Source organism: Amycolatopsis sp. DG1A-15b (genome assembly GCF_030285645.1).
In the GTDB taxonomy this organism is placed as follows: Bacteria; Actinomycetota; Actinomycetes; order Mycobacteriales; family Pseudonocardiaceae; genus Amycolatopsis.
The window spans coordinates 1,360,968-1,379,102 of sequence record NZ_CP127296.1 but is presented as its reverse complement, the minus strand read 5'-3'; the positions used below and the strand labels follow the sequence as shown (position 1 = coordinate 1,379,102).

The 18,135-nt window shown below is 73.1% G+C and carries 16 protein-coding genes; 7 read left to right on the top strand and 9 right to left on the bottom strand.

Annotated elements, in window-relative coordinates; all coding sequences use genetic code 11:
- Positions 1 to 28 precede the first annotated feature (28 nt).
- Positions 29 to 727: a GntR family transcriptional regulator gene (locus QRY02_RS06415; RefSeq protein ID WP_285990574.1), complete on the top strand. Its 699-nt coding sequence runs from the start codon at positions 29 to 31 to the stop codon at positions 725 to 727.
- A 20-nt stretch (positions 728 to 747) separates the two neighbouring features.
- Here the strand turns inward: QRY02_RS06415 and QRY02_RS06410 are convergent, their stop codons facing one another.
- Positions 748 to 1,734 (bottom strand): NAD-dependent epimerase/dehydratase family protein, encoded by a 987-nt coding sequence (locus QRY02_RS06410; protein WP_285990573.1) that lies wholly within the window; start codon positions 1,732 to 1,734, stop codon positions 748 to 750.
- A gap of 366 nt (positions 1,735 to 2,100) precedes the next feature.
- On the opposite strand from QRY02_RS06410, the gene QRY02_RS06405 reads away from it, so the two are divergent.
- Positions 2,101 to 4,497: a DUF7617 domain-containing protein gene (locus tag QRY02_RS06405; RefSeq protein WP_285990572.1), complete on the top strand. Its 2,397-nt coding sequence runs from the start codon at positions 2,101 to 2,103 to the stop codon at positions 4,495 to 4,497.
- A gap of 43 nt (positions 4,498 to 4,540) precedes the next feature.
- Here the strand turns inward: QRY02_RS06405 and QRY02_RS06400 are convergent, their stop codons facing one another.
- Genes QRY02_RS06400 through QRY02_RS06385 form a run of 4 tightly spaced genes read right to left on the bottom strand, consistent with a single transcriptional unit; the run spans position 4,541 to position 9,069 of the window.
- Positions 4,541 to 5,311: an MHYT domain-containing protein gene (locus QRY02_RS06400; protein ID WP_285990571.1), complete on the bottom strand. Its 771-nt coding sequence runs from the start codon at positions 5,309 to 5,311 to the stop codon at positions 4,541 to 4,543.
- 13 nt (positions 5,312 to 5,324) lie between these two features.
- Positions 5,325 to 5,705 carry a DUF742 domain-containing protein gene (locus QRY02_RS06395; RefSeq protein WP_285990570.1) on the bottom strand — a complete coding sequence of 127 codons (381 nt, stop codon included), beginning with the start codon at positions 5,703 to 5,705 and terminating at the stop codon, positions 5,325 to 5,327.
- Positions 5,702 to 6,187 carry a roadblock/LC7 domain-containing protein gene (locus QRY02_RS06390; protein ID WP_285990569.1) on the bottom strand — a complete coding sequence of 162 codons (486 nt, stop codon included), beginning with the start codon at positions 6,185 to 6,187 and terminating at the stop codon, positions 5,702 to 5,704. The genes QRY02_RS06395 and QRY02_RS06390 overlap by 4 nt, the downstream gene beginning before the upstream one ends.
- Positions 6,184 to 9,069 (bottom strand): ATP-binding protein, encoded by a 2,886-nt coding sequence (locus tag QRY02_RS06385; protein ID WP_285990568.1) that lies wholly within the window; start codon positions 9,067 to 9,069, stop codon positions 6,184 to 6,186. The genes QRY02_RS06390 and QRY02_RS06385 overlap by 4 nt, the downstream gene beginning before the upstream one ends.
- 455 nt (positions 9,070 to 9,524) lie before the next feature.
- Here QRY02_RS06385 and QRY02_RS06380 point away from each other — a divergent pair, with 455 nt between their 5' ends.
- The gene (locus QRY02_RS06380) at positions 9,525 to 10,772 is read left to right on the top strand and encodes a low temperature requirement protein A (protein ID WP_285990567.1); all 1,248 of its coding nucleotides are present in this window, start codon (positions 9,525 to 9,527) and stop codon (positions 10,770 to 10,772) included.
- 4 nt (positions 10,773 to 10,776) lie between these two features.
- Here QRY02_RS06380 and QRY02_RS06375 read toward each other — a convergent pair whose 3' ends face one another.
- The 4 genes from QRY02_RS06375 to QRY02_RS06360 all read right to left on the bottom strand — a co-directional run bounded on the left by QRY02_RS06375 (position 10,777) and on the right by QRY02_RS06360 (position 14,540).
- Entirely contained in the window at positions 10,777 to 11,079 is a 303-nt protein-coding gene (locus tag QRY02_RS06375) for a DUF6098 family protein (RefSeq protein ID WP_285990566.1), read from the bottom strand.
- Between the two features lie 45 nt (positions 11,080 to 11,124).
- On the bottom strand, positions 11,125 to 11,604 hold the full coding sequence (locus tag QRY02_RS06370) for a hypothetical protein (RefSeq protein ID WP_285990565.1): 480 nt from the start codon (positions 11,602 to 11,604) through the stop codon (positions 11,125 to 11,127).
- Positions 11,601 to 13,916: a molybdopterin oxidoreductase family protein gene (locus tag QRY02_RS06365; protein WP_285990564.1), complete on the bottom strand. Its 2,316-nt coding sequence runs from the start codon at positions 13,914 to 13,916 to the stop codon at positions 11,601 to 11,603. Before QRY02_RS06365 ends, QRY02_RS06370 begins: the two co-directional genes overlap by 4 nt.
- A gap of 147 nt (positions 13,917 to 14,063) precedes the next feature.
- Positions 14,064 to 14,540, bottom strand: a complete 477-nt coding sequence (locus tag QRY02_RS06360) for a MarR family winged helix-turn-helix transcriptional regulator (RefSeq protein ID WP_285990563.1) — start codon at positions 14,538 to 14,540, stop codon at positions 14,064 to 14,066.
- An 80-nt stretch (positions 14,541 to 14,620) separates the two neighbouring features.
- Here QRY02_RS06360 and QRY02_RS06355 point away from each other — a divergent pair, with 80 nt between their 5' ends.
- The 4 genes from QRY02_RS06355 to QRY02_RS06340 all read left to right on the top strand — a co-directional run bounded on the left by QRY02_RS06355 (position 14,621) and on the right by QRY02_RS06340 (position 18,131).
- Positions 14,621 to 14,977, top strand: a complete 357-nt coding sequence (locus tag QRY02_RS06355; protein ID WP_285990562.1) for a DUF6292 family protein — start codon at positions 14,621 to 14,623, stop codon at positions 14,975 to 14,977.
- Entirely contained in the window at positions 14,958 to 16,751 is a 1,794-nt protein-coding gene (locus tag QRY02_RS06350) for a thiamine pyrophosphate-requiring protein (protein ID WP_285990561.1), read from the top strand. Before QRY02_RS06355 ends, QRY02_RS06350 begins: the two co-directional genes overlap by 20 nt.
- A gap of 73 nt (positions 16,752 to 16,824) precedes the next feature.
- The gene (locus tag QRY02_RS06345; protein WP_285990560.1) at positions 16,825 to 17,136 is read left to right on the top strand and encodes a hypothetical protein; all 312 of its coding nucleotides are present in this window, start codon (positions 16,825 to 16,827) and stop codon (positions 17,134 to 17,136) included.
- Entirely contained in the window at positions 17,133 to 18,131 is a 999-nt protein-coding gene (locus tag QRY02_RS06340) for an SDR family oxidoreductase (protein WP_285990559.1), read from the top strand. The genes QRY02_RS06345 and QRY02_RS06340 overlap by 4 nt, the downstream gene beginning before the upstream one ends.
- Positions 18,132 to 18,135 lie beyond the last annotated feature (4 nt).

The window sequence follows — 18,135 nt, the reverse complement described above, 5'->3', positions numbered from 1 at the left end:
TGACGAGCCGGCTGACCGGCCGCCCACCGTGAAGCGCGACCGCGTCCGGCGGCACCTGCTGAAGGTGATCGAGAACGCCGGTCCCGGCACCGGGCTCGCCTCCGAACGGGACCTCGCCGCGGAGCTGGGCGTCTCGCGCCCGACCGTCCGCGCCGCCATCGACGAGCTGACCCGCACCGGGCTGCTGGTGCGCCAGCGCGGCCGGGGCACGTTCACCAGCCCGCACAAGGTCACCCAGGAACTGGCGACCGGGCTCGCGGTGCCGCCGGCGGAAGGCCACTGGACCAGCCGGGTGGTCGCGTTCGCGGTTTCCCCGGCCCCGCGGTCACTGGCCGGGGAGCTGGAACTCGAGCCGGCCACGCCGGTGCTGCGCGTCACCCGGGTCCGGTACGTCGACGACGAACCGATCGCGATCGAAGGCCTGACGCTGCCCGCTGCCCTGGTCCCCGGCCTGCACCCGGCGGACCTCGAGGCGGGCAACTTCTACCGGCTGCTGCGGGAACGCTTCGGGATCGCCGTGCAGGACGCGGTGCAGACGATCGAGCCCGCGGTCACCGACCCCGGCCAGGCCGAGCTCCTCGAAATCGCGGTGTACGCCCCGATCCTGCACATCGAACGGCTCACCCGGGACACCACGGGCCGGATCGTCGAGCTGACCCGCTCCGCCTACCGCGGCGACCGTTACCGCATCACGTCGAAACTCCGCTTCGACGCCGAATCCGGTTAGCGCCCCGGTGCCGGCCGGCTTCAGCCGAGGGCGTCGAGCAACTCCCGCTCACGCCGCGCACTCAGACCCGCACCCCGCTCCCGATCCAGCCCCTGCTCACGCTCCCAACGCACCGTGTCCGCCAGCAACTCCGCCCGGGGCCGGTGCCGCAACCCCGCGGCACGGGCCGCCGACCCGTCCCGGGCCGACCACCCTTCCCAGCCCGGCTCGACCAGCCACATCGCCAGGGATTCGGGCCCCATGTACTCGGCCACGCCGTGGGCGCGCAGCCACGCCGGTTCGGCGGTGACCACCGGGCCGGTGTGGCCGCCGGCCGCGCGGGACAGCTCGATCCACTCGCCGAACGGAACGATCGGGCCGACCGCGTTGTAGGTGCCGGTGGTGCCGGTCTCCGCGCAGTCGAGCAGCCAGGCGGTGAGGTCCCGCACGTCGACCACCTGGGTGGGCACGGCCGGGGTGCCGGGGACCAGCATCGGCCCCCGCGGATCGCGGGCCGCGCGGGCGGCCCAGTAGCCGGAGCGCCCGGTGTGATCGCCCGGGCCGCCGATGAGCCCGGCCCGGGCGACGAGGAGGCGCTCGCCCACCGCGGCCGCCGACGCCTGCTCGCAGGCGACCTTCGCTTCGCCGTACAGCTCGCGGCCGACCTCGCTCCGGTCCGTCGGGGCGAGCAAGGCCGCGGACTCGTCGGCTCCCGGGGTGGCGTGGGAGGCGTAGACGTTGCCGGACGAGACGTACACCCAGTGCCCGGCCTTGGCGCCCAGTGCGTCGAGCGCTCCGCGGACGAAACCCGGCTGCCACGAGACCTCGACGACCGCGTCCCACACCCGGTCGAGCAGGGGCTCGTACGCCGATGGGGCGCGCCGGTCGGCGGCGACCAGGGTCGCGCCGTCCGCGGCTTTTCCGCTCTCGCCGCGCGCGAGGCAGGTCACCCGGTGGCCGCGTTCGATCGCCTGCCGCGACAGCTCGCGAGCCACCCACGCCGTTCCGCCCAGCACCAAGATCTCCACACCGACACCCAAGCACCGAGATCACCACCGGGCCAGCGAATTCGCTCACAGCTGATGCCGGGCCGCAGGATCGGGCTTCCGGTGAATAAATCATCGGCCACTTCGGAAACGTCGTTTCTTAGCCGACCCTCGTTACTCGAAAGAGTGAACGCCGGACGGCGTTCGAGTGACGACGACCCCGAAACCCGCTCGTCACGGCAGGTGCCCACCACGGCAGACGGCCCAGCAATTGCGCTGTTCGCATCGCCTTTTCGGCGCCCGGGTGAGAGTGCTTCAACCGCACTGCCGGAACGGCATAGGATTTTCCTTCGGCCAGGAAAACGTTTCCCGGCGCATTTCACCCCTTTCCAGAATCGAGGACCAACCATGCGAAGACGCATGCTGGGGGCGGTCCTGCCCCTGGTGCTCGCGACGGCCGCCGCCGTCCCGCTGCCCGCGGCCGCCGACCCCGCCCCGGCGGTCTCGGCGCTGACGAAGTCCGTGCAGGGCGCCGGTTCCCCGGCCGCGCACGGCGCGACCGCGAACTGGGTCGTCGGCTACGAAGACCACGCGACCACGACCGGCGCCGCCGCCATCACCGACGCCGTCGGCGCCGGCCAGGCCTACCAGTCCGGCTCGCTGCACGTCCCGCCCGGCTGGACGCCGGAGTGGTCCACCGACGGCAGCACGTTCGCCGGCGCCGAACCGGCGTCCGGCGTCACCGCCGTCCGCGCGACGAACCCCGCCGCCGGGCCCGACGCGACCCAGCTGACCGGCGCCCTCACCCCGCCCGTGCAGGCGGTGACCACCGCGACCGGCGGCGACGGCTTCTCGCCGATCCTCTACCGCACGCCGAGCGGCGCGCTGCAGGCCTGGAACATCTACCACCACCTGGGGGCCACGTCGCCGAAGGTGGTCTGCACCGAGCTCGCCACCGGCGCGCGGTGCCCGGGCGGCCCGTGGCCGAAGGTGCTCAACACCGCGACCGGCCCGCTCGGTACCCTGGGGGCCGGGGACATCGCCACCACCATGGTCGAGCAGTACGTGCGCGACCCCGCGGCGCCCGCGAAGGTCTACTACCCCGCCGTCACGGCGGCTTCCGTCGGTGTCGCCTGCCTCGACATGGCCGCCTCGGCCAACTGCGGGTACTGGCCGCTGGCCACCATCGGCGGATCGCCCGCGGTCCGCAGCATCACCGGGCTCGTGGAAGCCGGCGGCAACCTCTACGGCCTGATCAGCAGCGGCGCGGTGGTCTGCTGGACCATCGCCACCCAGAGCGCCTGCGGCGGCCAGCCGTACGCGCCGATCGCGCCGCCCATCGGGGTGAACTCGTACGTCTACGGCGCGCTGGACGTCGTGGCGGGCAAGGTGTTCGCGTCGTCGTCGGACCCCAACACCGGGCAGCAGCCGTCACTCGGCTGTTTCGACCCGGCAACGGCCACGGCGTGCGCCGGCTGGGCTTCCTGGCGGCCGACCGGACCGGCGGGCAACTACACCTACAACGCCTACACGGCGTTCGGCACGACCGGCGCCCCGGTGGGGGTGTGCTCGTCGACGACCGGCGGCACCAACGTCACGACGTGCTACGCCCTCGACGGCTCGGCGCTGCCGGCACCGCCGGGCGCGGCCGCGCTGCCGAACGGGACGTACGTCTTCAACCCGGAGGTCGTCACCGACCCGAGCGGCCACCTGCGCAGCTACCTCCCGGTCTGGAACGGGGGGATCGCGGGCGCGGCGGTGTGCCACGACTGGACGACGGGAGCGGCGTGCGCCGGGCTGCCCGCCCGGATCACCCACCCCTCGGTGAACGGGGGCGCCACGCGGGACTACGGCTACGCGTACGACCAGCCGTCGGGCTGCCTGATCGGCCTGGGCGACGCGGGCGTGCTGTTCTCGATGGACCCGATCACCGGTGCCACGCCGTGTGTCCGCTCCGGCGGGCAGGTCACCCTGCGTCCGGGTGATTTCTACTGCGACGGCGGTGCCCACGTCCAGGGCTACACGACCGCGCGGCTGACGGGCGTCGACCCGGCGAACGTCGACTTCGCGGCGTCGCGGGTTACGGTCGTCGACTCCGGCGGCGCGGTGGTGCCGACCCCGGGCTTCGCCCCGGACGGCTCGGTCGACCTCACCGGCGTCTCGGTGGCGGCGCACCCGTCGATCACCGTGACGACGACACTGGTCCTGCACAGTGCGGCGGGCTTCAGCGGTTCGCTGGTGGTCGACTTCGCGGGCGACGCACCCCAGCTGTGCTTCCGCACGACCATCTCGCCGGACTGCGCGGTGACGTCGGTGGCGAACACGGCGACGGGCACGGATTCGACGGGTTCGTTCAGCTCCAACACGGTGACGCTGCCGGTCGCCCCGGGCGCGTCGTGCACCCCGAAGGTGACCGTGGCGAAGGAGATCTGCACGGCGGTCCACCCGGCCGAGTGCGGCCCGGGCGGCGCCGGGCCGTGGGCGAAACAGGCCCCGGTCGGTCTGCTCGGCGTGCTCGCGGCGTCGGCGTACTGGCGGATCACCGTGACGAACGAAGGTCCGGTGGGGATCACGTCCGCGCAGGTCGTGGACACCGTCGAGCCGTCGTGCCAGACGGGTCCGTTCGCGCTGGCGGCGGGCCAGTCGAAGCAGGTGTACTGCGCGACGTACGCACTGCTGAACCTGTTCCCGATCACCAACAAGGCGAAGGTGACCTACGTCCCGGTGAACGTCCCGCCGGGGACGCCGCCGTCCACAACGGACTGGTCGTCGGCCAAGGCCTGCTCGCTGCTGTGCAGCCTGTGAGGAGGTGAGATCGCCGGCCCGCGGACGTGCTCCGCGGGCCGGCTCACACCGCGACGACGTCGCCCGCGGCCGGCTCGGCCCCGGCGGCCTCCGGCGAAACCGCCGGCGCCATCAGGACCGCGCACAGCGGCACGGCCATCGCGATCGCCGCCAGCACGAACACCGGGAACAGGAAGGAGAACACCTCCGCGCCCGCCGGGTCCGGGGCGTTCGGGTCCATCGTCATCCGGACCGCCGCCATACCCGTGTAGTGCATGCCGGTCACCGCCGCGCCCATCACGAAGCCGGCCAGCAGCCGCAGCGAAAGGCGGTCGAGGAAGACCGCGAACCACAGCGCCGCGGTCGCCGCCACCACCGCGATCACCACCGAGAGGACCACCAGGCCGCCGTCGTAGCCGAAGTCGCCCTTCACCCGCAGCGCCGACATGCCCGTGTAGTGCATGACATTCACCGCCAGGCCGGTGAGGACGCCGCCGAGGGCGAGGCGCCACCAGCCGAACTTCGCGCGGCCGCCCACCACCACGAGCCCCGCGAACACCGCCGCCACCGACAGGATCGCCGACAGGACCGTGCGGAAGATGTCGTAGCGGACCGGCATGCCCGGGGTGCTGAAGCCGAGCATGGCCACGAAGTGCATCAGCCAGATGCCGACCCCGCCGATCGAGATGGCGGCCAGTACCAGCCACCGCACGCGGTGGCTGGCATCGGCCGCGTGGCGGGCTTGGACCGCGCACGCCAGCCCGAGCGCGCAGCCGACCACCGACGTCAGGTACGCGAGCACGAGCAGCCAGTGCCCCAGCGCGAAATGCTCCATGGCGAAGTCCTCTCTACAGGTCGCGCAGCCCGTGCAGCACGCGTTCCATCAGGTCGTGGCGCTCGTCCCAGGTGGCCGTGTCCGACAGCGTGTCGCGGACGATCACCAGGTAGTCCTGCATCAGGTCCGACACGAGCACGCGGACCACGCCGAGCGGCAGGCCCAGCAGCGCGGCGATTTCCATCAGCGACCGCGGCCGGACGCACAGCTCGAGCACTTCCGCCAGCGCGCTCGACGTCTGGTAGACGGCCTCGGCCCGGCCGTCGGCGGTGGTCTCGACCAGGGCTTCGACGGCGATTTCGACGGACGGGGCCGTCCGGCCTTCGGTCCACGCGTAGGGGCGGGCCAGCGCCGGGCTGCGGCGCGGCTCGTCCCCGGGCGGGTCGTCGATCACCGGTGGTCCTGGGCCACCGGTATCTCGCGCGCGGGCACGTCGACCTTCTGCCCCACCCGCTCGACCAGCATCGTCATCTCGTAGCCGACCAGCCCGATGTCGCAGCCGGTCGAGGCGAGCACGACGAGGTTCGAGCCGTCGCCGACGCTCATCAGCAGCAGGAAACCCTGTTCCATCTCGATCACCGACTGCACGACCCGGCCGGCGGTGAACAGCTCCGCGGTGCCGAGCGACAGGCTGGACAGGCCGGACGCGATGGCCGCGAGCTGGTCGCCGCGTTCCCGGGGCAGGGTGTCGTCGGCCGCCACGAGCAGGCCGTCGGCGGAGACGAGCACGGCGTGCGCGACGCCCGAGACGTCCTGGACGAACCCGTTGACGAGCCAGTTCAGCGTCGCGGACCGTGCGGGCGGCGCGGGGAGCGTCCCGCTGAGGGAGCGGGCCGCCGGCCCGGTGGCGGCCCGCCGGGGGTGCAGTTCCGTCATCGCGGATCCACTTCGTCCTTTCCGGATTGTTCGGCACGCGCGGCGCTCTCCAACCGGGCGGCGCGCATGCCTTGGTAGTGGCGCGAAAGACTGCTGCGCACGGCGGCGGCGTCGCGGAAGGCCCCACCGGCCTGCTCGCGCCCGCGGGGAACGACGGCACCGGGGGCGAGCTGCGCACCGGGCCGCCGGGTGGGCAGCCCGGCATCGGTGAGGTTCTGCGCGGCCGGCGGCTTGAGAGCGCTTTCGGCGGCTAGCCGCGTGCGGTCGGCCGAGGTGTCCCAGTCCCCGACGGAGGTCTGCCCGGGACGGCCGGTGAGATCGGCGGCGTGCGCCGGCGCGGCGGAGATTCCGGCCCGGTTGGGCCGGCTCGCCACTTCGGCGAGTGCGCCCGGTTCCGCCGGCGTGGCTCGGTGCGCGGCGGAAGTCTCCGCGCGGGCCGGCCACGCCGCCTCGACCGAAGCGATCCGGCCCGCCGACTCCGACGAAACGGCTCCCTCCGCCGCAGAAGCCTCCGCACGGCCCGGCCACCCTGCCTCGACCGAGGCGATCCGGCCCGCCGACTCGGCACCCTGCCCCGCAGAAGCCTCCGGACGGCCCGACCACCCCGGCTCAACCGAAGCCATCCGATCCACCGACTCCGACGAAACAGCTCCCTGCCCCGCAGAAGCCTCCGCACGGCCCGACCACCCCGCCTCCACCGAAGCGACCCGGTCCGCCGCAGATTCCGCCGCGGCCACCGAGTCCGCCGGCGCCCGGTGTGCCGCGGGTGGCTCGGGCGCGGAGTTCTCGTCCGGCTCTGCGGCCGCCGGCCGCTCTCCCGCTGCCGGCCACTGGACCGGGCCCTTTGCTCCGTTCCGGCGGATCACCGGCTTGGCCGGTGGCTCGGTGAACCAGCTCGTCACCACCTGCTCGAAGATCGGCGTCGAAGCCTGGGCCGGGACCACCGGCGGCCGCGGGTGACCGTTGCGGCTCGCCGCCACCAAGCGGCCCGCGCCGATCGGGCGGGCCAGGTCCGCCAGCACCAGCGCGCCCGGGACGTGGACGCTCGCCGTCACCCCCGCGTGGCGGCCCGCCGCTCCCGTTGCCCGCAACCGCACCGTCACCCCGTGCAGCGCCGCCAGCCTGCCGACCACGAACAGTCCCATCCGGCGCGTCGTCTCGGGGCCGACCGTCCCGGCCGCCGCCAGCCGGTCGTTCACCGTGGCCAGCTCCGCCGGGGTCATGCCCAGCCCCTGGTCTACCACCTCGATGAGCAGCCCGCCGTCGGCGCCGCGGTCGGCCGTCAGCGCCACCTTGTGCTCCGGCGGCGAAAAGCGCGTCGCGTTCTCCAGCAGCTCGGCGAGGATGTGCACCACGTCCGCCGCCGCTTCGGGCTGCACCGAACTGCGCGGCGCGTTGCCCAGCGCCACCCGGCGGTAGTCCTTGACCTCCGACGTCGCCGCGCGCAGCAGGTCGCGCGTCGGCACCGGCTCGCGGCCGTGGCGGACCGGGCGGCCGCCCGCCAGGACGTGCAGGTTCTCGCCGTTGCGGCGCAGCCGGGTCGCGATGTGGTCGATGCGGAACAGCTCGTCGAGCCGGCGCGGGTTCTGCTCGTCCGCCTCGAGGTCTTCGATGATCGACAGCTGCTGCTCGACCAGCGACTGGCTCCGCCGCGACAGCGTCATGAACATCTCGCTGACCTGCTTGCGCAGCTCGGCCTGCTCGACGGCGAGCCGGACCGCCTGGCGGTGCATGTCGTCGAACGCGCGCGCCAGCTGCCCGATCTCCTCGTCGGTCCGGACGCCGCTGCCGGGCACCGCGCGCCAGTCGACGTCGTGGCCTTCACGGATCTGCCGGACGGTCTCCGGGAGCTGCTCGTTCGCCGCGCGCAGGGCGGCCGCGCGCAGCCGGCGCACCGGCGTGACCAGCGATCGCACCACCAGCAGCGCGATCGCGAGCGCGCCGAGCAGCGAACCGAGCACCAGGGCCGTGTCGCGCAGCGAATCCGCGCGGGCCCGGTCGGCCGCGGCCGAGACGTCGCCCGCCAGCTTCGCCGCGACGTCGTCCAGCACGGCCGTCACGCCGGTCGTCTCCGCGGCGATCGAGGGCGCGAACGACGCGAGCGGCGCGTTGTTCCCGCTCTCCTGCAGTGCGTCGAAGCGGGCCTCGGCGGAACTCGTCGCCGCCTTGAAGCGAGCCAGGAGCGCTCCCGAGAGCTGGTGTTCGGCCTGCTCGCCGAGCACCTCCTGCTCGGCCGCGGTCTGCACGACGGCCGGGCGCAGCGAAGCGTCGTCCGGGCTGTTCCGGGCCGCCCGCGCGTAGGTCTCCTCGGTGGCCAGCTCGGCCCGCAGGTGCACCAGCAGCCGGGCGGTTTCGGCGCCCGCCGCGGTTTCGGCGCCGGCGTCGGCCGGGACGAAGGCGGGCACCAGGTCGCCGAGGGTGGCGATGATGTCGTTGTAGCCGGCGGCTTTCGTGCGGACGTCGCCCCCGCCGGCGCCGACCGCGCGGATTCCGGCGAGCTTGCCCAGCGTGGTGTTCAGCGCCCGGCCGGTGTCGCCCGGCAGCGGCGCGAAACCGGTGTCGCGCTGGACCGCGGCCACCTTCGCGTCGACGGCCGTGGTCAACGTGTCCGGCGCGCCCGCCGGGACCGCGACCGCGGCCACCATTTCCGCACCCAGCGAGGCGGTCAGGTCGATCGTGTCGTGCAGCACCGGCAGCCGGTCGCGGGCCGCGCTGAGCGCGGTCGCCCGGTCGAGTTCGCCCTGGATCCGGACTTCCGCGAGCGCCACCGCGACCAGCACCGGCAGCAGCAGGACGACGCTGATCTTGGTGCGGACGCTCCAGTGCGCCGGCCACCACGCGGCGTCCACCGGACGGCGGAGCGTGGATCTGCTTTCGTGCATGGCGGAATCGCTCGATTCCCAGCCGCGCGCACGGCTGATGTCGAACTCGGACAGGACGAGGGGGCCCCAGTGCCGATCACGAACGCCGGCGGAGGGACTCCGGAACCCGGCTCCCGCACCGGGGACGACGTGGCGTTGATCGAACCGACCAGCAGCGAACATCACGCCCGGCGTGCTTGTCAACCCTGCGCAGCGGCGTTTCGGAATGCCGGGATCGAATTGCTTCCGCCGTTGACGCATAGTGTTCCGACGGTCGCTGCTTGCACAACGTTCAAGCGCGTTCACCCAGCTCCAGGAGGTACTGGACGCCGAAAGAGCGCGGCGTCCGCACTGGCGGCAGAAATACCCACAGCAGCCGCCGGGCGCGAATTCGGCCCTTGCCCGAATGGTGTGTTATTAATTCCCACCCTTCCCGGGTGGGAGCCCCGGACGCCGGGTGCGGCAGAATCCCCGCAATGACCGATGTGGACGAAGACGCCGCCACGCAGGGCAAGCGGGTCGGCTGGGTGGAGCTGTACTTCGACCTGGTCTTCGTGTTCGCGGTGGGCCAGGTGGCGCACAGCATCGTGGCCGATCCGCACTGGGCGCGCGTCGCCGGTGCGCTGGGGCTCTTCGCCACGCTGTGGTGGACGTGGATCGGCTTCGCGGTCCTCTACAACCGCCGCGGGGACGACCACCGCGCGGCGGACCGGCTCTTCGTGCTCGCCGGCACCATCCCGTGCGCCATCGCCGCCACCCAGGTGCACCACGTCTTCGAGGGTCACCCCGCGATCTTCGCGGGGGCGATGGCCGGCGTCCGCGTGGTCTTGGCGGCCGCCCACCGGTGGCCGGCCCGGCCCGGGCTCGACCAGCGCCGGATCAGCACCGGCTACGCCGCTTCCGCGGTCATGTTCGCGGTCTCGGCCGTGCTCCCCTCCAGCTGGTGGCTCTGGGCGTTCGCGCTGGTGCAGGAGGCGGGGTTCCTGCTGCTCGGCGACCGGCGCCGGCGACGCCGCGGTAAGCCGCGGGAGCGGCCGACGCGGGAGACGCGGCTGCGGGACATGCTCGACCGGCCCCGCGACCCCAACCTGGCGGTCGACTCCGCTCACCTCGCCGAACGCTTCGGGCTGTTCATGATCCTGCTGCTCGGCGAGCTCGTGATCACGGTCGGCACCGCCGCGCTCGAACGCCCCGCCGACGACGTCGCCTACTGGTCGGCCACGGTCGGCGGGCTGGTGCTCGCCGGCGCGTTGTGGTGGATGTACTTCACCTCGGCCGCGGAGATCTCCGAGCGCATGCTCGGCCTCTCCGGCGGCCACCCCGCGGTGGCCTATTCGCTGTACGCCGGCGGGCACCTCCCGCCGGCGTTCGCGCTGCTGTTGATGGCGGCCGGGGTGGACCTCTCGCTGCACGAGTCCCCGCCGCCCGCGGCGGGCTGGCTCCTCACCGCGGGCCTGGCGGTCTACATCGCCGGCACCCGGGTCTTCGCGGGTGCCCACGCCCGCTGGTACCAGCGGGCGGCCCGGATCACTTCGCTCGTCGTGACGGTGAACCTCGCCCACCTGGGCCGGGTCCTCCCGGCGCCCTCGGTGGTCGTGGTGGTCGCCGTCTGGGGTGTCGGCATGACCGCGGTCAGCACGGTCGTGCGCCGGCGGGACATCGAGCGCCTCGGCGACAACCCCCTGGCGTTCCTGCTGCGAGGCCGCGACGCACCCGGGCGGTGACCCCTCAGCGCGCACCGCGCCGGTCCATCGGCCCCCACTCGCGCGACCCCTGCTCGTCCGCCACCCACGCCAACGGCTCCACCGCCACCACGAGCGGCTCGTTGTCCGGGCCGCGGGCGATCTCGCGGCCGCGCAGGACCCAGGGCTGTACCCCCGGCCCGCGCAGGTCCCGCAGGTGCTCGTAGACGTAGAGGCGGCGCGCGAGCCACAGCCGCAGCGAACGCTCCGGGCCGCGGGACCAGCGGACGTACAGGTCGTCGCCGCGTTCCGCCTCGAACAGCCTGGTCAGCTCGGCCAGATCCGTCACCGTGGGCAGCATGATCACGCATTACCCCCGTCGCGGACGGGCAACCTAGCTGGTCAGGATCTGCGGGGACAGCACCTTGAGCATCGCGTTCGTCCACTTCAGCTGCCGCAGCGTCTGCGGGTGGCAGCGGGTCGCCAGCTCGAGCAGCCCGGTGTCCTTCGCCGCCTGGGCGCTCTGGGCGAGCAGCTCCCAGTCGAGGGACACGCCCGCCGCGCGGCGGTGGAGGCGGCGCAGGTCCGCGAGCAGGAGCAGGCCCGGCTCCGGACGGCGGCCGCTCAGCTCCGACAGTGCCGTCCGCAACGGCTCCAGCGGGCCGGGACCGGGGACGTCCTCGCCGAGGTCCAGGTCGTAGGCCCGGCCGGCGCGGGCGATGTCCCGCACGTGCGCCGCCGACCAGGCCGCCAGGTCGCGGGCGACGTGGTGGACCTCGTGTTCCGCGTGGTGCCGGTCGGACGTCTTCAGCAGGTCCTTGGCCAGCGCCGTCTCCGCTCGGTGCAGTTCGCGCAGCACCAGTCCGAGCTTCATCGGACGACCTCCTCGTCGACGGCCGCGGGCACCGGTTCGGGCCGCGGCGCCGCGACGGCGGCGACCTTCCGCAGCGCGGCCGCGGCCGTCTTGAACAGCGGCTGCTTGGACACCGGGTCCCAGTCGGTGAACGTCAGCTCGTTGGCCGCGCGGTCGCCGTCCTTGCCCGCCGGGTGCTCGACGTCCCAGTAGCCGTAGTGGAACGGCAGGAACACCACGCCGTCGCGGGTGCCGCCGACGCGGACCCGGGCGCGGACCGCCCCGCGGGGTGTCGAGACCTCCGCGAGGTCGCCTTCGGCCAGCCCGTCGGCCGCCGCGTCGCGTTCGGACACCTCGAGCCACACCTCCGGCGCGGCCGCGCGCAGCTCCGGTGCCCGGCCGGTTTTCGTGCGGGTGTGGAAGTGGTGGATCGTCCGGCCGTTGATCAGGAAGAACGGGTGGTCCTCGCTCGGCGCTTCGTGCGGTGGCACGTACTCGGCGGCCTTGAGCATGGCCTTGCCATCCGGGTTCATCGCCCGGTACTCGGCAGGTTCCAGGGGCGCCCCGGTGACGAGGTCGCGGCCGTAGCTCTCGCAATAGCCGGGCTGGGCGAAAAACTTCCCGTCGGCGTACAGCCGCTCTGTGCCGTCCGGACTGTCCGAAGTGCACGGCCACTGGACACCGCTGACCTCACGCAGTTTCGCGTAACTCAAGCCGCTGTAGTCGCACGGCCGCCCCGCCGACGCGCGCTTCCACGCCTCGAACGCCGATTCGGCGTCGTGCCACTGCGGGAACGGTTCGCCGTCGTTGCCGCGGAAGTCCATCCGCCGCGCGTAGTCGAGGAAGATGTCCAGGTCGGGACGCGCCTGCCCAGGCGGGTCGACCGCCTTCTCCGACAGGTGCACCGTGCGGTCGGCGTTGGTGAACGTGCCGGTCTTCTCGCCCCAGATCGCCGCGGGCAGCACGACGTCGGCGAATTCGGTGGTCTCGGTGCGGAACGCGTCCTGCACGACCAGGAACAACCGCGAGGAGTCCAGGATGGACCGGATGCGGTGCAGCTCGGGCAGCGACACGGCCGGGTTGGTGGCCGACACCCACAGGAACCGCAGGGTGCCGGTTTCGGCGTAGCGCAGCATCTGCATGAGGTGCGTCGGCGGACCGTAGTGCGGGATCTTGGCGGTGTCGACGTTCCACAGCGACGCCAGCTCGGCCACGTGCGCGTTGTCGGCCCAGTTCCGGAAGCCCGTCAGGTCGCCGTCGGCGCCGCATTCGCGGGTGTTCTCCGCGGTGGGCTGGCCGTTCATCTGCAGCACGCCGGCACCGGGCCGGCCCAGCATGCCGCGCAGCAGCACGAGGTTGTTGACCTGCACCGCGGCCGCGGACGCCTGGTGCGACTGGTAGAAGCCCTGCAGCACCGTGCACAGCAGCCGCTCCGCCGAGCCGAGCAGCCGGGCGGCTTCGCGGAGCTGCCCGGCATCGACCCCGCAGATCCGCGCGGCGCGCTCGGGCGGGTAGTCCGCGACCATCGCCGCGAGGTCGTCGTAGCCCACCGTGCAGCGGTCGACGTACTCGCGATCGACCCACCCGTGCTCGATGATCTCGTGCAGCAGCCCGTTCATCAGCGCCACGTTGGTCCCGGGCAGCGGCGCCAGGTGCAGCGTCGCCGCCCGGGCGACCGGGGTGTCCCGCGGGTCGACGCACAGCACCGCGGGCGGGGTCGGCCCGGCGAGCCGGTCGAGCACGCGCGACCACAGGACGGCCTGCGTTTCGGCCATGTTGTGCCCGAAGAGGGCGATGACGTCGGCGTGGTCGACGTCCGCGTAGGACGCCGGCTGGCCGTCGCAGCCGAAGGACTCCTTCAGCGCCGCGGCCGCGGTCGCCGTGCAGAGCCGGGTGTTGCCGTCGAGGTGGTTGGTGCCCAGCCCGCCGCGGGCGATCGCGGCGAGCGTGTAGTACTCCTCGGCGAACAGCTGGCCGCTGGTGTAGAAGCCGAGCGCGCCGGGCCCGTGGGCGTCGAAGAGCTCCTTGCTACGCGAAACGACCAGGTCCATCGCCTCGTCCCAGCTCGCCTCGACGAGCTCGCCGTTCTTGCGCACCAGCGGCGTGGTCAGGCGGTCGGGCGAGGAGTTGGCCTGCCAGCCGAAGAGGTCCTTCGGGTCGAGGCGGCCGTGGTTGACGCGGTCGTCGGCGCGGCCGCGGACCCCGGCGATCCGGCCGTCCTTCACCGCGATGTCGAACCCGTCGCCGTTCGAGTGCAGCACCGCAGCGCTGCGGACCCAGCGGTCGACGTCGTCCGGGCGCAGCCCGTCGGCGAGGCGGCTGTCCACCCGCACCGGCCACGGTTCCCCCGGGCCGTAGGGCGTTCTGGTCCCCAGGGCTCGGTGACTCCGTCGCGCTTGCCCACCGCAACAACCTCCGATCACGACTCGGCCGGGCGGGGATACCCGGGATGCCCGCGGGCAAACTTCGTTCCGCGGCTTTTAGTTTGCGCGACGCAAAAGTGAGCGGGAATCCGATTCGTCCGCTTCGACCGCCCCGGCGAACCGCTCGAAGGCGGCGATCGCGGCCGTCCGCGTCACCGGATCGAGCCTGCTCAGCACGCCCGCCAGTACCCGGCGGCGATCGCGGTCGACGCGGTCCACGAGCTGCCGCCCCGGCCCGGTCGGGGCGAGCAGCGTTTCGCGCCGATTCAGCGGATTGGGGGCCTTTTCCAGCAGGTTCAGCGCGACCAGCCGGTCACACGCCCGGGTGACCGACGACGGGTTCATCGCCAGCTCGCGCGCCACCCGGCCCATGGTGACCGGGGTCCGGTCGACCACCACCCGCAGCGCGCGGAACTGGGTCAGCGTCAGCTGCTCGGTGTTCCGCTCGACGGTCGAGTCGGCGATCAGCACCATCGCCCGCAACGCCGCCAAAGCCGCGTCGGCGCCGTCCTGCTCCTGCCACGTTTGCGTCACGCAAGTATGATAGCCGGGGAAAGCGGGTACAGCGATTTCGTGAGCGCCGACGGTGACCACGAAAGGAGGCGTCCGCGCCGGTGAAACCGGATCCCGGGCACGTCGAGGCCACGGCCCTGCGCGACTACGTCGAAACCGTCGCCGAGCTGCTGCGCGTCGAACCGGCCGCGTCGTGGAGTGAACACGGCAGCCCGTCCACCGCCTACATCGCGCTGGCCGACCGGCACGCGGGCCGGTTGCTGATGCTGTCGTGGACCGACGGCGGCGGGTGGTGCCTGGCCGTGGAACCGGACGGCGCGGAAGAGCCCGCGGTCCTGGTCCGGTGGCCCGAACCGGCGCGGCCCCGGCCCGCCGTCGTGGCCCGCCGGGTGCACGAGGCGCTCACCGAAGCGGCACCGCACGCCAAAGGGAGTACTCATGAGCCAGACAGTCGGTGACTACCTGCTCCAGCGCTTGCGCGAGTGGGGTGTCGAGCAGGTTTTCGCCTATCCCGGCGACGGGATCAACGGCCTCGTCGCCTCGTTCGGCAAAGCGGACAACCAGCCGCGGTTCGTCCAGGCCCGGCACGAGGAGATGGCCGCCTTGTCCGCGGTCGGCTACGCGAAGTTCAGCGGCAACGTCGGTGTCTGCATGGCCACCTCCGGCCCGGGCGCGATCCACCTGCTCAACGGGCTCTACGACGCCAAGCTCGACCACGTCCCGGTGGTCGCGATCGTCGGGCAGACCGCACGCAGCGCGATGGGCGGCAGCTACCAGCAGGAAGTCGACCTGCAGGCGCTCTACAAGGACGTGGCGAGCGAATACCTCGTCGAGGTCAACGTCGCCGAGCAGCTGCCGAACGCCCTCGACCGGGCGATCCGGACGGCCGAGTCGTCCCGCTGCCCGACCGCCCTGATCATCCCCGCGGATCTGCAGGAGGAGGAGTACTCCCCGCCGCAGCACGCGTTCAAGCAGGTGCCCTCCAGCCCGCCGAGCACGTCCTGGCCCCGGCCGGTCCCGCCCGAGGCCGACATCGCCGCGGCGGCCGAGGTGCTCAACGCCGGTGAGAAGGTCGCCATCCTCGTGGGGCAAGGGGCCCGCGGCGCGGCCGAGGAGGTCCGCGAGGTCGCCGAGATCACCGGCGCGGGCGTCGCCAAGGCGTTGCTGGGCAAGGACGTCCTGCCCGACGACCTGCCGTGGGTGACCGGCTCGATCGGGCTGCTCGGCACCCGCCCGAGCTACGAGCTGATGCGCGACTGCGACACGCTGCTGATCGTCGGCTCGAACTTCCCGTACAGCCAGTTCCTGCCGGACTTCGGCCAGGCGCGCGCGGTGCAGATCGACCTGGACGGCCGGCTGATCGGGATGCGCTACCCGACCGAGGTCAACCTCGTCGGCGACAGCGCGGCCACGCTGCGCGCGCTGCTGCCGAAGCTGACGAGCAAGCCGGACCGGGCGTGGCGCGAGACGATCGAGAAGAACGTCGCCTCCTGGTGGGAGACCGTCGAAAAGGAAGCCGCCGTCGACGCCGACCCGGTGAACCCGATGGCGATCGTCTCCGAGCTGTCGAAGCGGATCCCGGAGAACGCCATCGTCACCGCGGACTCCGGTTCCTCCACCAACTGGTACGCCCGCAACCTCCGCATGCGCGGGGACATGCGCGGGTCGCTGTCGGGCACCCTGGCCACGATGGGCCCGGGCGTGCCGTACGCCATCGGCGCCAAGTTCGCCCACCCCGACCGGCCGGTGATCGCCCTCGTCGGCGACGGCGCCATGCAGATGAACGGCCTCGCCGAGCTGATCACCATCGCCCGCTACCACACCCTGTGGATTGACCCGACCTGCGTGATCTGCGTCTTCCACAACAACGACCTCAACCAGGTCACCTGGGAGCTGCGCGCGATGGGCGGCGCCCCGAAGTTCGAGGAGTCCCAGAGCCTGCCGGACGTCGACTACGCCGGGTTCGCGCTGTCCCTCGGGCTGTCAGCCGTCACGGTCGACAAGCCGGACCAGCTCGCTTCGGCCTGGGACACCGCGCTCACCGCGGGCAAACCGGCGGTGCTGGACGTCCGCTGCGACCCGGACGTGCCGCCGATCCCGCCGCACGCCACGTTCGAGCAGGTGAAGTCGGCCGCCCAGGCGGTGCTGAAGGGCGACCCCGACGCGTTCCACCTCGTGGCGCAAGGAGTCAAGACGAAGCTGCAGGAATTCCTGCCCGGGAAGACCCGGTGACGACGATCGAGCGGGCCGGCGCCGCGGCGGTCGGGGTCGCGGCCTCGGGTGCCGCCGTGGCGCGGAGGGTCCGGTGACGCGCGGGGTCGCGGCGGCGCGGGCGGTGTGGGGCGGCGGGATCCTGGTCGCTTCGCGCCGGCTGCCGATCCCGCGGAAAGTGGCGCTGGCGTTGGGGATCCGGCACCTGGCCCAGGCCACGGCCGTGCTGCGGCGGCCGGACGGCCTGATGGCCCGCCGGGGCTGGACGCTCGACGCGGCGCACAGCGCCAGCATGCTCGGACTGGCCGTGGTGTCCCGCCGGTGGCGGGCCGCGGCACTGGCGAACGCGGTGGTCGCGGCCGCTTGGGCCCGCGCGGCCCGCACCGGAGAACGGAGGCAATCATGAACCAGGTCGTGGTCGTGACCGGGGCCAGCGGCGGTATCGGCCGCGCGGTCGCGCGGGCGTTCGGGGCCCGGCAGGCCCGGGTGGCCCTGCTGGCGCGGGGGAAGGAAGGCCTCGAAGCCGCCGCGGAAGACGTCACCCGCGCCGGCGGGACGGCCCTCGCGATCCCCGCCGACGTCGCCGACTTCGGCCAGGTCGACGCGGCCGCTTCCCGGGCCGAGAAGGAGCTGGGTCCGATCGACGTGTGGGTGAACGTGGCGTTCACGTCGGTGTTCGCGCCGTTCGCCGAGATCGAGCCGGACGAGTTCCGCCGCGTCACCGACGTGAGCTACCTCGGCTACGTCCACGGCACGATGGCCGCCCTGCACCGGATGAAGCCCCGCGACCGCGGCACGATCGTGCAGGTGGGTTCGGCGCTGGCGTACCGCGGCATCCCGTTGCAGAGCGCGTATTGCGGGGCGAAGCACGCGATCCAGGGGTTCAACGAGGCGTTGCGCTGCGAGCTGCTGCACGACGGCAGCCACGTCCGCACGACGATGGTCCAGATGCCGGCGGTGAACACGCCGCAGTTCTCGTGGGTCCGGTCCAAGCTGCCGCACCAGGCCCAGCCGGTGCCGCCGATCTACCAGCCGGAGGTGGCGGCGCGCGCGGTGTTGCACGCGGCCGAGCACCCGCGTCGCCGCGAGTACTGGGTCGGCGGGAGCACCGTCGGAACGTTGATCGCGAACGCCGTCGCGCCGGGTGTGCTCGACCGGTACCTCGCCCGGACCGGCTACCGGTCCCAGCAGACGGGGGCGAAGAAGCCCGCGGACCAGCCGGAGAACCTGTGGTCGCCGGCGGATCGCGAGCGGGACTTCGGTGCGCACGGCCGGTTCGACGCCAAGGCGACGCCGAGGAGCGTGCAGCTGTGGGCGAGCCGGCACCACGGTGCTGTCGCCGCAGCGGGGAGTGCCTTGGCCGCGACGGCACTGGCGGTGTGGCGGCGGGCGCGGTCGTGACCGG

Coding starts and splice junctions, on each gene's coding strand:
- QRY02_RS06350 (WP_285990561.1), top strand. CDS start 14,958: ATGAGCCAGACAGTCGGTGACTACCTGCTCCAGCGCTTGCGCGAGTGG.
- QRY02_RS06390 (WP_285990569.1), bottom strand. CDS start 6,187: ATGACGGAACTGCACCCCCGGCGGGCCGCCACCGGGCCGGCGGCCCGC.
- QRY02_RS06380 (WP_285990567.1), top strand. CDS start 9,525: ATGACCGATGTGGACGAAGACGCCGCCACGCAGGGCAAGCGGGTCGGC.
- QRY02_RS06340 (WP_285990559.1), top strand. CDS start 17,133: ATGAACCAGGTCGTGGTCGTGACCGGGGCCAGCGGCGGTATCGGCCGC.
- QRY02_RS06385 (WP_285990568.1), bottom strand. CDS start 9,069: ATGCACGAAAGCAGATCCACGCTCCGCCGTCCGGTGGACGCCGCGTGG.
- QRY02_RS06400 (WP_285990571.1), bottom strand. CDS start 5,311: ATGGAGCATTTCGCGCTGGGGCACTGGCTGCTCGTGCTCGCGTACCTG.
- QRY02_RS06405 (WP_285990572.1), top strand. CDS start 2,101: ATGCGAAGACGCATGCTGGGGGCGGTCCTGCCCCTGGTGCTCGCGACG.
- QRY02_RS06370 (WP_285990565.1), bottom strand. CDS start 11,604: ATGAAGCTCGGACTGGTGCTGCGCGAACTGCACCGAGCGGAGACGGCG.